The sequence below is a fragment of the Euzebya rosea genome (assembly GCF_003073135.1).
Taxonomy (GTDB): domain Bacteria; phylum Actinomycetota; class Nitriliruptoria; order Euzebyales; family Euzebyaceae; genus Euzebya; species Euzebya rosea.
In genome coordinates this window covers 227331-240925 of sequence record NZ_PGDQ01000003.1, presented here as the reverse complement: position 1 = coordinate 240925, position 13595 = coordinate 227331, and the positions used below count along the sequence as shown (strand labels likewise).

General features: G+C 70.2%; 14 protein-coding genes and 1 tRNA gene. 7 read left to right on the top strand and 8 right to left on the bottom strand.

What is annotated here, in order from left to right; all coding sequences use genetic code 11:
* Nucleotides 1–39: 39 nt before the first annotated feature.
* Nucleotides 40–459, bottom strand: a complete 420-nt coding sequence (locus CUC05_RS04070; protein ID WP_108664790.1) for a CoA-binding protein — start codon at nucleotides 457–459, stop codon at nucleotides 40–42.
* Between the two features lie 65 nt (nucleotides 460–524).
* Between CUC05_RS04070 and CUC05_RS04065 the strand changes: the two genes are divergently transcribed.
* Both CUC05_RS04065 and CUC05_RS04060 read left to right on the top strand, forming a co-directional pair.
* Nucleotides 525–600, top strand: a tRNA-Val gene (locus CUC05_RS04065).
* 114 nt (nucleotides 601–714) lie between these two features.
* Nucleotides 715–1866, top strand: a complete 1152-nt coding sequence (locus tag CUC05_RS04060) for an RNA polymerase sigma factor (RefSeq protein ID WP_108664789.1) — start codon at nucleotides 715–717, stop codon at nucleotides 1864–1866.
* Here CUC05_RS04060 and CUC05_RS24445 read toward each other — a convergent pair.
* On the bottom strand, nucleotides 1853–2005 hold the full coding sequence (locus CUC05_RS24445; RefSeq protein ID WP_157965184.1) for a hypothetical protein: 153 nt from the start codon (nucleotides 2003–2005) through the stop codon (nucleotides 1853–1855). The genes CUC05_RS04060 and CUC05_RS24445 overlap by 14 nt on opposite strands.
* Nucleotides 2006–2252: 247 nt before the next feature.
* Between CUC05_RS24445 and CUC05_RS04055 the strand changes: the two genes are divergently transcribed.
* From CUC05_RS04055 to CUC05_RS04045, 3 genes are all read left to right on the top strand, one after another.
* Nucleotides 2253–2744 (top strand): hypothetical protein, encoded by a 492-nt coding sequence (locus tag CUC05_RS04055; RefSeq protein ID WP_108664788.1) that lies wholly within the window; start codon nucleotides 2253–2255, stop codon nucleotides 2742–2744.
* Nucleotides 2745–2817: 73 nt separating this feature from the next.
* Complete coding sequence (locus CUC05_RS04050; RefSeq protein WP_157965183.1) at nucleotides 2818–3501, top strand: hypothetical protein; 684 nt, start codon at nucleotides 2818–2820, stop codon at nucleotides 3499–3501.
* 99 nt (nucleotides 3502–3600) lie between these two features.
* Nucleotides 3601–3885: a hypothetical protein gene (locus CUC05_RS04045; RefSeq protein WP_108664786.1), complete on the top strand. Its 285-nt coding sequence runs from the start codon at nucleotides 3601–3603 to the stop codon at nucleotides 3883–3885.
* Nucleotides 3886–3922: 37 nt separating this feature from the next.
* Here CUC05_RS04045 and CUC05_RS04040 read toward each other — a convergent pair whose 3' ends face one another.
* A complete protein-coding gene (locus CUC05_RS04040; RefSeq protein ID WP_108664785.1) occupies nucleotides 3923–4594 on the bottom strand; it encodes a haloacid dehalogenase type II in 672 nt (223 codons plus the stop codon).
* 157 nt (nucleotides 4595–4751) lie between these two features.
* Between CUC05_RS04040 and CUC05_RS04035 the strand changes: the two genes are divergently transcribed.
* Nucleotides 4752–5435, top strand: a complete 684-nt coding sequence (locus CUC05_RS04035; RefSeq protein WP_205712119.1) for a PadR family transcriptional regulator — start codon at nucleotides 4752–4754, stop codon at nucleotides 5433–5435.
* An 84-nt stretch (nucleotides 5436–5519) separates the two neighbouring features.
* On the opposite strand, the gene CUC05_RS25260 is transcribed toward CUC05_RS04035, so the two are convergent.
* The 4 genes from CUC05_RS25260 to CUC05_RS04015 all read right to left on the bottom strand — a co-directional run bounded on the left by CUC05_RS25260 (nucleotide 5520) and on the right by CUC05_RS04015 (nucleotide 10462).
* Complete coding sequence (locus tag CUC05_RS25260) at nucleotides 5520–6131, bottom strand: Rho termination factor N-terminal domain-containing protein (protein WP_205712118.1); 612 nt, start codon at nucleotides 6129–6131, stop codon at nucleotides 5520–5522.
* 91 nt (nucleotides 6132–6222) lie between these two features.
* Nucleotides 6223–6681, bottom strand: a complete 459-nt coding sequence (locus tag CUC05_RS04025) for a hypothetical protein (protein ID WP_108664784.1) — start codon at nucleotides 6679–6681, stop codon at nucleotides 6223–6225.
* 104 nt (nucleotides 6682–6785) lie between these two features.
* Entirely contained in the window at nucleotides 6786–9575 is a 2790-nt protein-coding gene (locus CUC05_RS04020) for an aconitate hydratase (RefSeq protein ID WP_108664783.1), read from the bottom strand.
* Between the two features lie 260 nt (nucleotides 9576–9835).
* Nucleotides 9836–10462 (bottom strand): hypothetical protein, encoded by a 627-nt coding sequence (locus CUC05_RS04015; protein ID WP_108664782.1) that lies wholly within the window; start codon nucleotides 10460–10462, stop codon nucleotides 9836–9838.
* Nucleotides 10463–10641: 179 nt separating this feature from the next.
* Between CUC05_RS04015 and CUC05_RS04010 the strand changes: the two genes are divergently transcribed.
* Nucleotides 10642–12237 (top strand): AMP-binding protein, encoded by a 1596-nt coding sequence (locus CUC05_RS04010; protein ID WP_108664781.1) that lies wholly within the window; start codon nucleotides 10642–10644, stop codon nucleotides 12235–12237.
* A 17-nt stretch (nucleotides 12238–12254) separates the two neighbouring features.
* Here CUC05_RS04010 and tyrS read toward each other — a convergent pair whose 3' ends face one another.
* Nucleotides 12255–13538, bottom strand: coding sequence for a tyrosine--tRNA ligase (gene tyrS / locus CUC05_RS04005; protein ID WP_108664780.1), 1284 nt, complete (start codon nucleotides 13536–13538; stop codon nucleotides 12255–12257).
* Nucleotides 13539–13595: the final 57 nt, after the last annotated feature.

The window sequence follows — 13595 nt, the reverse complement described above, 5'->3', positions numbered from 1 at the left end:
TCGGACGCCCCCGGCTGGGGCGTCCAGCAGGCTGACGCGTCAGGCCGCCGAACGCTTGTCGATGCCGAAGCGCTGGGCGTCGACTCCGGAGCAGCGGTCCTGCACGAAGTCGATGCCGGCCTCAGCGGCCGCCTGCTCGGCTGTCGTGGAGGCGATGCCTTGCTGCAGCCAGACCGCGTGGGCACCGGCCTCGATGGCCTGGCGGGTGACGCCGGCAGCTTCGGCCGAGGGTCGGAACACCACCACGAGGTCCGGCACGATGTCGAGCTCGGCCAGCGTCGGGACGGCGGGGACGCCCAGGATCTCCGTAGCGGTCGGGTGGACCGGCCGGACGTCGTAGCCCATCTGCTGCAGCATCAGGGGGATGCGGTGTGCGGCCTTCATCGGCGATGTCGAACACCCGACCACCGCCACGGATTCGGCCGCCTCGAGGACTGCTCTGGGGTCTGCCTGTGCCATGCCGCCATCCTGCCGTGTCCACGAATTGCTGCCGCGAACACGAGCCGCTACCATCTCCCGTCCCCGGGCGATTAGCTCAGCTGGGAGAGCGTTTGGTCGACAACCAAAAGGTCACAGGTTCGAGCCCTGTATCGCCCACCACCGGAGGACCCCACAGCCGATTGGCTCTGGGGTCCTCGGTCGTTCTGCCCCGGTGGACCAGGATGTTCGCGAAACCCTGGAGGACTTCTGCTTCTCGTGTCGAAGCAACGGTCCATGCGATCTCGTGTGCAGCCACGTCCCCCGTCGATCGACGTCGAGTCCCGTCGCCTCGAGGACCGGACGGATGGCGAGCTGGTCGAGATGGCCAGGGCAGGCTGCCACGACGCCGGTGCCGCCCTCTTCGCGCGGTACCACGGTCGCCTCGTGTCCGTCCTCTGCAGGTGGACCCACGGGGACCGGGCACGGGCCGAGGACCTGGCACAGGACACGTGGGTCAAGGCGTTCGCACATATCGAGCGCGTCGACCCGGATGCGCAGCTGTGGCCCTGGCTCCGGCGAATCGCCGTCAACACCGCGATCTCCGACGGCCGTCGACGTCACCCCGTTCCCGCTGGCGACAGCACGCGCATGGAGGCGTTCGCAAGGGTCCCGCCCGAGGACGAGCGAATCGAGGAGCTGGACCTGCTGCTGCGCTCGTGGAAACGCCTGCCGGGGCGACATCAGGCGGTCCTGGTGGCCGTGGAGGTGGACGGTGCCAGCATCGGTGAAGCCGCGGCGTCTGCCGGAGTCAGCTACAACGCGATGAAGCAGTCCCTGCACCGGGCGCGTCGAGCGCTGCGGGATGCAGCCGGGACCGCCCTCGGCGCCCCTTGGCTCAGGCTGCAGTGGCACGCAGGACGGAAGGTGGCGAGGTGGCTGTCGCCGGGCGTGGTGGGCACCGGTGCGTTGTCAGCGGTCGTGCCCCTCCTCGTCGTGACGCTGTTCGGCTGGGGCCCCGACGTCGGCGAGCGCGAGCGCCCCGTGTCCAACACCTGGACCGAGACCGACCGGCGCCACGCCGATCCCGCCGGCGTTCCGACCGGCTCGACAGCGACGCCCCAGACGGTGGACGGGGTCTCGACGCGAACGCAGCCCCCGTCGACATCCGATGCAGGGGAGGCATGGGCGCCCGAGGTCGCGCTCCCCTCCGTCGGGGTTCCGGGCACACCGCTGCGCGGTGGTCCCGGGTTCGACGAGGCCGCCCCCTACGTGATCTCGGTGGAAGCCGAGGTGGGCGAGGGAACGACCACCGTCGTGGAGGTCTCCGTCGACGACCCGAACACGACTCCGGTTTCCGAACCGGTGTGCAGCGGGTCCGGGGCGATACCCGTTCTCTCGTGCGAACGGAACGCCCCGACGTCGCGTCCGGCCCCTACTGGTAGCTGATGCAGTAGGCGATCGAGCCGAGCAGCCTCACGCAGTACGTGCCGTCACCGGACTCCGCTTCTGCCGAGGCAGCCGCAGGGACGGTGAGCAGCAGCATGCTCACGACGACGGCGAGCACGCTCGGGGTGATCCTCGACATGACAGGTCCTTTCGACACGGGGCCCGAACGGGCGACAGGTCTGCGCGGTGCAACCTCGGTCTCTGCTACGTCCCAGACGCCGCGAGGTAACCGAGAGATCGAGGATCTCGGGTGTCTGCGGAGAAGTTCCGTCGATCGTTGTTACCCACGCCCGCGTCGGGCGTAGGGAGGGTCAGTCGCCGGCTGCTGGCCGGGGACCTCACGGCGGAGCATCCGCCGTGACGAACAACGACGGGAGAATGCAGTCATGCGCAACGTTCTTCGGGCCGCCCTCGTGGCCCTGCTGCTCTCGGTGATGGCCGTTCCGGCCAGCGCCTCCACGACGAGCGGCTCGGGGGGAGTCCCCGGTCCATGTGTGATCATCGACCAGGTCGCACGCGCCGAGACGGTCCGGGTCACCTGTCACAGCACGCACCCCTACATCGACGTGACCGTGCAGATCTACAACCTCAGCGGAGACGAGATCTTCAGCACCCGGCAGCAGTACGGCGTGGACGTTGCCGGCGGCCAGGTGCTCGACTACGCCTATCACTTCGAAGGCGTTCGCCTGCCCATCGTGGGCGGTCCCACGCTGCAGGTCGCACCGGAGATCGACTACATCACCCTGTTCCAGGGCGGCACCGAGGTCCGGGTCGCGACCGGCTCGTCGGCCAACCCCACGACGGTCACCCTGACCGAGGGGTGCATCTACTGCCCCGACGGCGATTCCATCCGGATGCCCTCGATCCGGATCGGTTGACCCCGCTTCTGATCGTCTGACACGGGGTCGGGCGCTGCAGCCGTGGCGCCCGACCCCGCACGGGAGTGAACCGATGACACACACACCGACGATGCACCGCGGCGGAACCGCACTGCTGGCCCTCGCAGTCGCGGCGTGCCTCCTGACCCCGATGGGACCCGCGGCCCCGGCCTCGGCAGAGGTGGCTCGACCGACGGCCTGCAGCAGACTGCCCGCCACACAGGCATCGGCCGTCGAACCACACTTCCTCGACAGCCTCGACGATCAGCAACCCCACGGTGCGCGCATGTACGAGCTCGACCGCGCATGGGTGGGCACGGCGGACGAGGAGCGGTTCACCGTCCACGTGGCGCTCGGCGACCTCGCAGGACTACCGGTTGGATCCTCGGTGATGGCCACCATCGATGGCGACGAGTGGGTCGTGGCCGAGCTGCTCGCGACGGGGTGGCGCTACCGATGGGCCACTGTTGTGGCCAGGACACCGCTGAACACCGTCTGGCAGGAGCAAGGGATCACCACCGGTCGAGTCCATGCGAACGATGACGTCGTGTCGATCGACTATCCGCCTGACAGGCTGCCGCCTCGCCCGGTCGACGGTGCGGAGCTGGCGGTGGCGGGCATGCAGGTTCGGGTCGGCACCCTCAGCAACATGGTCGTGGGCATGGCCAACACGTTCACGCACGCCACCGTCGACGGACAGGCGAACGCCAGCATCTGTGAGGTGGTGCTGTTCCAACGGGTCGAGAGCGGGGCCTGAGGGGGGCGGAGTCCGGACAGGTTCTCGTGGACCGACCGTCACGTCGGACGACGGCCGTCGTTGGGATCGGCAACACACCCCCAGCCGAGGAGCCAGGCCGTGATCCACCCCGTCGCCGACGACGCCACCCGCATCCAGGTCGTGGCCGAAGGACTCATGCGGATCACCCACGCCGACGTCGCGGCCGACCAGCTCCGTCGGCTCTACGGCGAGGCCCGCACCACGCAGGCCCTGCTCGCCCTCACCGGCGTCGCACCGGTCACGGCACCTGCCGAACCGCTGGTCCGGGTCACCCCCGGTGTCCGCCAGCACGCGGTGCAACGGTTCCGCCAGGACACGCCGGCCTGCCGCCGTCGCGGCACCCGCTCGACGGACTGGCTCTGATCCCGACGGGGTCCCGGCCGCCGGTGCTGGCGCTCGCTCAGCCCGCATCCCCGATGGCGGCAGCAAGGGCGACGAGGTCGTCCGCCTGCCATGTCGGCGGCTGCAGCAGCGGGTTGTAGGTCTGTCCGGGCCGCCGGAGGAACCCCGACCGCCACCCACACCGCATGGCCCCTGCGCAGTCCCAGTCGTGGGCTGCGACCATAACCAGCTCGCTCGGCGCGGCCTCCAGCACCTCCGCGGCATGGGCGTACACCGCCGGGTCGGGCTTGAACCGCAGCGTCGCATCGACCGACAGGATGCGGTCCAGCCGGGTGGCCAGGCCCGCGTGGGCCAGCTGTGCCTCCGCCGTCGCCTGTCCGGAGTTGGTCAGCGCCACCACCCGATGCCCGGCGTCGACGAGCGCGGCGATGCCGTCGACGACATCCGGGTGCGCCCCGAGCTCACGCATCCCACCGACGAGGTCCCCCGCCTGCGCATCGGTCAGCGGCAGCGCCAGGCGCTCGGCGGTGTCCCGCAGGACCGCGCGCGCCACGACACCGAAGTCCTGCCACGTCCCGACCGTCGCCATCACCGTGGAGGTGTGGAGCAGCCGGGCGAACCACAGGCGCTTGACCTCTCCCCACCGGTCGGCGAACACGTCGCGGAAGGCATCGTCCAGGCCCGCGAGGTCGAGCAGTGTCTCGTTCACGTCGCAGACGATCGTGGTCATGGCCCCGACCCTACGACGACCGGCTCCAGCCCGTGTCGCCCGGCAAGGAAACGGCAAAGGACGTGACGTTCGACATGTCCCGATATATCGTGATGCCTCGCGAGGGTCGTTCCTGCCCCGAGCACCAACACGTCAACCGCACGAAAGGTGGGTTGCGATGCACAGCTCGTCCATCCCCTACGACGACCCGTGGCGACAGGCCTACGACGCCATGCCGCCCTGGGTCCGCAAGATGATTGCCATGGCCAGCGATCCCGACCACGACCACGACCACACGCCGCCCCCCGGACGGGGGCGACGGCACCGCCACGGCAGCCCTCCCCCGTTCGACCCGTTCACCATGATGTTCGGTGGCGGCCGGGGCGGGCGCGGCGGTCGTCGCGGCGGCCCCTGGGGGCGTGGCCCCCGAGCCAGCCGTGGGGACATCCGCGCGGCCATCCTCTCCCTCCTCGCCGAGGAGCCGATGCACGGCTACCAGCTGATGCAGGAGATGTCGGAGCGTTCCGGCGGCGTCTGGCGCCCCTCCCCCGGTTCGGTCTACCCCACCCTGTCCCAGCTCGAGGACGAGGGCCTCGTCGAGGGCGAGAAGGACGGCGGTCGCCGGGTCTTCTCCCTGACCGACGAGGGCCGGGCGGCTGCGGAGGACGCCGACGACAACCCGTGGGACAGCGTCGGCGACACCGCTGACGACCACCTCTCCTCCCTCCGAGACGAGATCGCCAGCACCGCCGGTGCGGTGATGGCGGTGGCCACCAGCGGCGACCCCGACCACGTCGAGGCGGCGAAGGAGATCCTTTCCGACGCCCGCAAGGCGCTGTACCGCCTGCTCGCCGAGGACTGATCGCCACAGCACATGGCGACGCCCCCACCTCGAGTCGAGGTGGGGGCGTCGTCGTGACGTGGCCGTGATTGCCGGCCGTTGCGGCTAGCTGGTCGCGCTGAGGGCGTCGACGAGCTGGGCCTTGGTCATCGTCGAGCGTCCGTCGATGTCCTTCGTGGTGGCCATCTCGTACAGCTCGTCCTTGGTCATGTCCTGCAGCTGGGCGCGGTCGCGGGCCTCCACGACGTTGTCGCCCATGGACTCCGCGGCGCGGACGGTGCTGCTGGCGGCCTCGCCGGTCATGGTGCCGGCGGCCTTCACGCGGCTGACCACGCCCTCGGCGTTGCGACGCAGGGTGGTGACGGCACCCATCCAGCCCTGGCGAGCCTGGTCGAGGTCCTGCTGGGCCTCGGTGACCTCGTCGGTCTCGCGGATCCGGTCGAGGATCGCCCGGCCACGGGCGGCGAAGTCGTCGAGCGTCTCGTTCGCCTCGCCGGTCGTCCGCTTCACGCGGCTGCCGAGGTGGTCGACCACCTTGTCGAGGGACTCGCGCATGCGCTCGACGGACTCCTCCAGCTGGCGTGCCAGGTCGTCGGGAAGCTCCTCGCGGCGACCGGCCAGCGAACGGGTCTCCTGCAGGGCACGGTCAGCCGCGCCGATCAGGGCGTAGGCGCTGTAGGACAGGACGTTGGGGCGGGTGCGGGTCGCGGTTGCCATGGGTGATCACATCTCCAGGGGTTGGGGTGACGGTCACCTACAGACCTTTCCGATCCTGCGGTCCTCACACATGTCCGCCCGCACGGGTCCGTCATCGCCCGCGCGAGGACCGTGCGAACTCCACGACTGCTGCCGCACCGAGCCCAGCAGCCACGACCCACCATCGGGTCAGCTCGGGCACGTCGAAGGCCGCGTAGAACAGCGCACCGCTGCTCAGCATCGTCAGCGCCGCACCCTTGACCACCCCGTCGCCCCGCCCGTCGGCCACGACCTGGGCCACCAGCAGGGCGAGGCCGAGCGCAACCATGTAGACGGGGGCCTCGCGACCCGGCAGGGGCCCCTCGCGCACCAGCAGGACGGCGGCACCCCACACGACCAGGACGATGCCGACCGTCCACGGGCGCGGGTTGGGGAGGGTCGCCGCCGCGAGCAACGCGACCACGCCCACCGCGAGCGGGGTGATGTTCCAGGTCAGGTCGAGCGGACCCCGGGCGTAGGCCAGCCCGGCGGCGCCGAGGGCGAGGACGAGGGGCAGGGAGTAGCGGCGCATGGTCCCGCCAGCATGTCAGGCCACGACCGGGACGACCGAGGCGGTCTCCCGACGACGACGGCCCCGACGCAGGAGCGCCGGGGCCGTCGAGGAGGTCGGTCGAGCTACGCGGAAGCGAGCTGACGCAGGACGTAGTGCAGGATCCCGCCGTGGCGGTAGTAGGCCTGCTCGTTCGGGGTGTCGAGGCGGACGTCGACGGTGAACGTCGTGTCGCCAGCCTGCACGGTGACCTCGTCGGGCACCTTGCCGTCGGCGCCGCCGGTGATCCCGGTGATGGAGATCTCCTCCTCACCGGTCAGGCCCAGCTCGTCAGCCCCCTCGCCAGCCTTGAACTGCAGTGGCAGGACACCCATGCCGATCAGGTTGGAGCGGTGGATGCGCTCGTAGGACTTGGCGATTACCGCCTTGACGCCCAGCAGGATCGTGCCCTTGGCCGCCCAGTCACGTGAGGACCCGGTGCCGTACTCCTCGCCGGCCAGGACGATCAGCGGGGTGCCCTCCGCCTGGTACTCCATCGACGCCTCGTAGATCGAGGTGACCTCGCCGGGACCCTCGTCGGTCACCTTCCGGGTGTACCCACCTTCGGTGCCGGGCGCCATCTGGTTGCGCAGGCGGATGTTGGCGAACGTGCCGCGCATCATGACCTCGTGGTTCCCGCGGCGGCTGCCGTAGGAGTTGAAGTCCTTGATGTCCACGCCCTTGTCCATCAGGTACGCGCCGGCGGGTGAGTCACGCTTGATCGCGCCGGCCGGCGAGATGTGGTCGGTCGTGACGGAGTCGCCGACCTTGACCAGCACCCGGGCACCGGAGATGTCGGACAGCTCGCCCGGCTCGGCACCCATGCCGTCGAAGAACGTGGGCTTCTGGATGTAGGTCGACGCGTCGGACCACTCGAAGCGGCTGCCGCCCGAGACCGGCACGTTCTGCCACTGCTCGTCACCGGTGAAGACATCGGCGTAGCGCTCGACGAACTGCTCGCGCTGCACGGCGCTGCCGACGACCTCGGCGATCTGGTCGTTGGACGGCCAGATGTCGGCCATCATCACGTCGTTGCCGTCGGCGTCGGTGCCGATCGGCTCGTTGTACAGGTCGATGTCCATCGTGCCGGCGATCGCGTAGGCGACGACCAGCGGCGGGGACATGAGGTAGTTCAGCTTCACGTCGGGGCCGATGCGACCCTCGAAGTTGCGGTTGCCCGACAGCACGCTGACAGCGGCCAGGTTCTCGTCGTGGATGGCCTTGGAGATCTCGGGGGGCAGCGGGCCGGAGTTGCCGATGCACGTGGTGCAGCCGTAGCCAACCAGGTTGAAGCCGAGCTTCTCCAGGTACGGCGTCAGGCCCGCACGGTCGTAGTAGTCGGTGACGACCTTGGAGCCCGGCGCCAGGGAGGTCTTGACCCACGGCTTGCGGGTCAGACCCCGGTCGACGGCGTTCTTGGCCAGCAGGCCGGCCGCGATCATGACCGACGGGTTGGAGGTGTTGGTGCACGAGGTGATCGCCGCGATCACGACGTCGCCGTGGTCGAGGTCGAACTCCTCGCCGTTGGCCATGCTGACGGCCGTCGGGTTGCTCGCCCGCTCCGGCATGTCGCTGGCGCCCCCCGACACGTGGTGGGGTTCCTGGCCGTTGTCCTGGCCGCTGGTCGTCGGCGCGTCGGAGGCCGGGAAGCTCTCGAGCCCGGCTTCGTTGGCGTCGCTGTCGACCTCACCGGTCCACTGCGGCAGGACCTCGCGGAGGCCGCGCTTGGCGTCGGTCAGCGGGACGCGGTCCTGCGGACGGGTGGGGCCGGCGAGCGAGGGCACGATCGTGGACAGGTCCAGCGACAGGGTGTCGGTGTAGGCCGGGCGGTTGGCCGGGTCGTGCCACAGGCCCTGAGCCTTGGCGTAGGCCTCGGTCAGGGCGATCTGGTCGTCGGGGCGACCCGTGAACCGCATGTACTCCAGCGTCTTGTCGTCGATCGGGAAGATCGAGATGGTGGAGCCGAACTCGGGGCTCATGTTTCCGAGGGTGGCGCGGTCGGGGATGCGGACCGACGACACGCCCTCGCCGAAGAACTCCACGAACTTGCCCACGACGCCCTTCTCGCGAAGCATCTCGGTGACGGTCAGCACCATGTCGGTGGCGGTGGCGCCCTCCGGCAGCTCACCGGTCAGCTCGAACCCGACGACCTGCGGGATCAGCATCGAGATGGGCTGGCCGAGCATCGCGGCCTCGGCCTCGATGCCACCCACGCCCCAGCCGACGACGCCGAGGCCGTTGATCATCGGGGTGTGGCTGTCGGTGCCGACCAGCGAGTCGGGGTAGGCCTGACCGGTCTCGGCGTTGGTGAACACGACCTGGCCGAGGTACTCGAGGTTGACCTGGTGCACGATGCCGGTGTTGGGGGGCACGACGCGGAAGTTGTCGAAGGCGGTCTGTCCCCAGCGCAGGAACTGGTACCGCTCGTAGTTGCGCTCGAACTCGATCTCGGCGTTCTTCTGGAACGCGTCGGCCACCGCGAAGCTGTCGACCTGGATGGAGTGGTCGATGACCAGGTCGACGGGCACGCGCGGGTTGATGACGTTGGGGTCGCCACCGAGGTCGGCGACGGCGTCGCGCATCACGGCGAGGTCGACGACGGCCGGCACACCGGTGAAGTCCTGCAGCAGCACGCGGGCGGGCGTGAAGAGGATCTCCTCGGTCGGCTCCGCGGACGGGTCGTAGCTGGCGACCGCGCGGATGTCGTCGGCGGTGATGTTCTCGCCGTCCTCGTTGCGGAGCAGGTTCTCCAGCAGGATGCGGATGGAGTAGGGCAGCCGCGCCAGGTCGGTGTCCACCGCCGAGAGGTCGAAGATCTCGTAGGACTTGTCGCCGACGCTCAGCGACGTCTTGGCGCCGAATGAGTTGGTGCTCACGGTGGGGTCTCTCCTGTGGGGGTGCTCGTGGACGGTGATTCTTGCCGATCCGGCTGGCGGATGCCTACCCGAGGCTGGCCCTGAGGTATCCGGAGCCGCATCGGGCATCCGCCATGTGTTGTCGCCCACCCTAACCGCCGGGTGCAGGCACAACGCCTCGTGGTCGGCCGCGCGTGTCCCCTCCGACGGCGTGGATGGTCCCGGACACGACGACGCCGGCGGCCCGAGGGCACGCCGGCGTGGTCGAGGTGGTCCGAACCCTAGTCCTGGACGACCTCGAGGGTGGGGACGGTGAAGTGGCTGTCACCGGACATGCCCAGGTTGTTGACGTTGATGTTGGCCCCGTGCCAGCTGATCTCCAGCGACAGGTTGCTCAGCTCGGCGAGGTGGGCGGTGTCGGGGATGTCCAGGGTGATCGTGTGGGTGGCGTTGTCCGCACCGACGACGATCTCGTCCGAGGAGCCGGAGCCCAGGGCGACCGGGACGAAGCCGCCGGCAGCCGGAGTCCCGGTGATGGCGACGTCGACGACGGACTGACCGGCACCGGGGATGCCGTCACCGAACCAGGACTCCGTCCGGATGACGACCACGAGGTCACGGTTGGCGTCGACGATGATCGGGGCGGTGCCACGGGTGGTCAGCGTCTCGCCGCCGCTGCCCTCGGCCGCGAGGACCTCGTTGACCGGCAGGCCGCCGATGGTTCCGCAGCCGTCGTAGTCGTCCTCGCCGGACCTGTCGCTGAGGAACAGGTCGGTCTCGGCCCCGCATCCGGTGCCGCGGAGGTAGAACCGGTCGTCGGTCTCGGTGTAGGTGGGGTCGGCCATCGCGGCTGGGGCGAGGATGGCGAGGGCGAACAACGCGGCGAGCAGGCGGACGGTGATGGTCATGGGGGACTCCGGTCGATCGGTCGCGGCAGGCGGCGGTCACCCGGCCACGGTGGCTTCCCGGCGTTGGTTCGCCGCTCGCGGCGTGATTCCTCCCCGCGGTCGGGGATCGGTGCGATTCGTCACCCCGTCCGGCGTCGGATTACCGGCCCGTACGGTCGCCGTGGAAAGCTGAACCGACGATGTTCGGCCTTCCATCCCTGAGCCCCGGTGACGTGATCGGTGGCGTGCGCGCGCTGGTCCGGGCCGGTGTCATCCGGCCGATGCTGCCGCGCCCGTCGCTGCTCGGGATGGTGCTCGAGCTGCCGATGCTGCGTCCCAACCTGGGCCTGGCGGTCGCCTTCCAGGCCGGCACGCAGCCCGATGCGGTCGCGGTGATCGACGACCGCGGCATGCTCACCTGGGCGGAGCTCGACAACCGGGTCACGCGCCTGGCCAACACGCTGCTGCAGCACGGCGAACCGCGTGGGTGCGTGGCGTTCATGGTCCGCAACGGCAGGGAGGCGCTGGAGTGCTACGCCGCGGGGGGCCGCTCCGGCCTGGCGCCGGTCCCCCTCAACACCTGGGCGACCGGCAGCGAGGTCGGCCGGATCCTCCACATGCAGCGCCCGGCCGTGCTGGTCGTCGACGAGGAGTTCACCGACGCCGTCGCCCACGCCGTCCGCGACCTCGAGGACCCACCGGTCCTGCTGACGATCGGCCCCGGCGGCAGCTACGAGACGGCGCTGGCCTCGGCGTCGAGCTCGGCCCCGTTCGTGCGCGGCACCGGCAAGGTCGTCATCCACACGTCCGGCACGACCGGATCCCCGAAGGGCGCAGAGCGCAGCGTCGGGGCGTCCGGTCTCGGGGCGATGCTCGGCTTCGTGATGAAGGTGCCGCTGCAGCGCGGCGACCGGTTGCTGATCGGCCCGCCCCTGTTCCACGGCTTCGGTGGCGGGGTGGCCGGCGCGGCCATGCTGATCGGGGCGACCTCGATCCTGCCCCGCCACTTCGATCCGGCCGACTTCCAGCGCATCGTCGACGAGCACGAAGTGGACGCGGCTGCGCTGGTCCCCGTCCAGCTGCGACGGGCGCTGGAGGAGGGCGGCCCCGGCGGCCCCGGACGGCTGCGGATCATCCTGACCAGCGGCTCGGCCCTGCCGGTCGCCCTGCGGCAGCGGGCCCAGCAGCGGTGGGGCGAGGTCACCTACGACCTGTACGGCTCGACCGAGGCCGGCTGGGTGTCGATCTCCACGCCAGCGGACTTCCGCGAGCGCCGGGGCACCGTCGGCCGACCGGGCCCGGGCATGCGCGTGGAGGTGGTCGACGAGGACGGCCGTCGGCTGCCGCCCGGCGAAATCGGCCGGCTGCGCGTCACCACCGGGATGGAGTTCGCCGGCTACACCGGCTCCGACACCCACCGGGGCCCGGTCGAGATCGGCGACCTCGGCTACGTCGACCTCGACGGGTACCTCTTCGTGACCGGCCGCGGCGACGAGATGATCGTCTCCGGCGGAGAGAACGTGTACCCCTCGGAGGTGGAGGAGGTCCTCGAGGGTCACCCCGACATCACCGACCTGGCCGTCATCGGGGTGCCCGACGAGGAGTTCGGGCAGGTGCTGCGGGCCTACGTCGTCGGCGACGTCGACCCCGAGGACGTCCGTGCCTGGCTACGGGAGCGGATCGCCCGCTACAAGGTCCCCAAGCGCGTCGTCGTGGTCGGCGAGCTGCCGCGCAACGCCACCGGCAAGGTCCTCAAGCGGCACCTCCTGCGCTGCGAGCATCCCTCGCTGGGCTGAGCGCGGCCCGGCCGGGCTCAGCCCAGCCGTGCCAGCCAGTAGCGCTTCTTGCCCACTCGCAGGACGAGGGTGGTCGGGGTCGCGAGGTCGTCGGCGGTCAGCGCGCGGTCGGCGTCGTCGACCTTGACGTTGTTGATCCGCACGCCGCCCTGGTCGACGAGTCGCCGGGCCTCGCCGTTGGACTTGGCTGCCCCGGCGGTGGTCATCAACTCGGCGACGCTCGTGCCGGTGCCGATCGCGTCTGCCGGCAACGACACCGACGGCGCCGCGGCGAACGCCTCGGCCAGCACGGCATCGGACAGGCCGGTGAAGGCCTCGTTGCCGAACAGCACCTCGGTGGCCCGCTCGGCGTCGGCCAGCCCCTCCTCGCCGTGGGCGATCCTCGTGGCCTCCATCGCCAGCCGTCGCTGGGCGATACGACGATGCGGCGCCTGGGCGTGCTCGGCCATCACCGACTCGACCTCGTCGAGCTCGAGGAAGGTGAACATCGTGAGGAACCGCCGGACGTCGTCGTCGGAGGCGTTGATCCAGTACTGGAAGTAGGCGTAGGGCGACGTCATCTCGGCGTCCAGCCACACGGCGTTGCCGGCGGACTTGCCGAACTTCGCCCCGCTGGCGGTGGTGAGCAACGGCCAGGTCATGCCGAAGGCCCGGCCGTCGTGCATGCGGCCGATCAGGTCAGTGCCAGCGGTGATGTTACCCCACTGGTCGGACCCCCCGCCCTGCAGCACACAGCCCTCGGTCTCGAACAGGTGGGCGAAGTCGTAGGCCTGCAGCAGCTGGTAGGAGAACTCCGTGAAGCTGATGCCCTGCTCTCGGTTCTCCAGGCGTCGTTTGACCGACTCGCGGGCGATCATCTGGTTGACGCTGAAGTAGCGCCCAACGTCCCGCAGGAACGGGATGAAGCCGATGTCGCGCAGCCAGTCGTAGTTGTCGACCAGCAGGCCCCGCTCGGGTTCGGACAGGTCGAGGAACCGGCCCAGCTGCGTCCTGATCCCCTCCAGGTGGGTCGCGAGGACGTCCTCGTCCAGCACCTGCCGTTCGTCGTCCCGACCGGAGGGATCACCGATCCGTCCCGTGCCGCCACCGGCGAGGGCGATCGGGCGGTGCCCCATCCGCTGCAGCCACGCCATCGCCATGATCCCGACGAGGTTGCCCGCGTGCAGGGACACCGCGGTCGGGTCGAAGCCGACGTAGAAGGTGACCGGCCCCTCGTCGAACCGGGCCCGGAGGCCATCCTCGTCGGTGATGTCCTGGACGAAGCCGCGTTCGCGAAGCACGTCCACAGGGTTGGTGCTCATGCCGAGGAACGGTAGCGGGCCGGTCCCGCCGTGCCGAACCGCGCCGGGTGGCAGCTG

Excerpts from the sequence above, each read along its gene's own strand:
- CUC05_RS04070 (WP_108664790.1), bottom strand. The coding sequence starts at position 459 with ATGGCACAGGCAGACCCCAGAGCAGTCCTCGAGGCGGCCGAATCCGTG.
- CUC05_RS04060 (WP_108664789.1), top strand. The coding sequence starts at position 715 with ATGCGATCTCGTGTGCAGCCACGTCCCCCGTCGATCGACGTCGAGTCC.
- CUC05_RS24445 (WP_157965184.1), bottom strand. The coding sequence starts at position 2,005 with ATGTCGAGGATCACCCCGAGCGTGCTCGCCGTCGTCGTGAGCATGCTG.
- CUC05_RS04055 (WP_108664788.1), top strand. The coding sequence starts at position 2,253 with ATGCGCAACGTTCTTCGGGCCGCCCTCGTGGCCCTGCTGCTCTCGGTG.
- CUC05_RS04050 (WP_157965183.1), top strand. The coding sequence starts at position 2,818 with ATGACACACACACCGACGATGCACCGCGGCGGAACCGCACTGCTGGCC.
- CUC05_RS04040 (WP_108664785.1), bottom strand. The coding sequence starts at position 4,594 with ATGACCACGATCGTCTGCGACGTGAACGAGACACTGCTCGACCTCGCG.
- CUC05_RS04035 (WP_205712119.1), top strand. The coding sequence starts at position 4,752 with ATGCACAGCTCGTCCATCCCCTACGACGACCCGTGGCGACAGGCCTAC.
- CUC05_RS25260 (WP_205712118.1), bottom strand. The coding sequence starts at position 6,131 with ATGGCAACCGCGACCCGCACCCGCCCCAACGTCCTGTCCTACAGCGCC.
- CUC05_RS04025 (WP_108664784.1), bottom strand. The coding sequence starts at position 6,681 with ATGCGCCGCTACTCCCTGCCCCTCGTCCTCGCCCTCGGCGCCGCCGGG.
- CUC05_RS04015 (WP_108664782.1), bottom strand. The coding sequence starts at position 10,462 with ATGACCATCACCGTCCGCCTGCTCGCCGCGTTGTTCGCCCTCGCCATC.
- CUC05_RS04010 (WP_108664781.1), top strand. The coding sequence starts at position 10,642 with ATGTTCGGCCTTCCATCCCTGAGCCCCGGTGACGTGATCGGTGGCGTG.
- tyrS (WP_108664780.1), bottom strand. The coding sequence starts at position 13,538 with ATGAGCACCAACCCTGTGGACGTGCTTCGCGAACGCGGCTTCGTCCAG.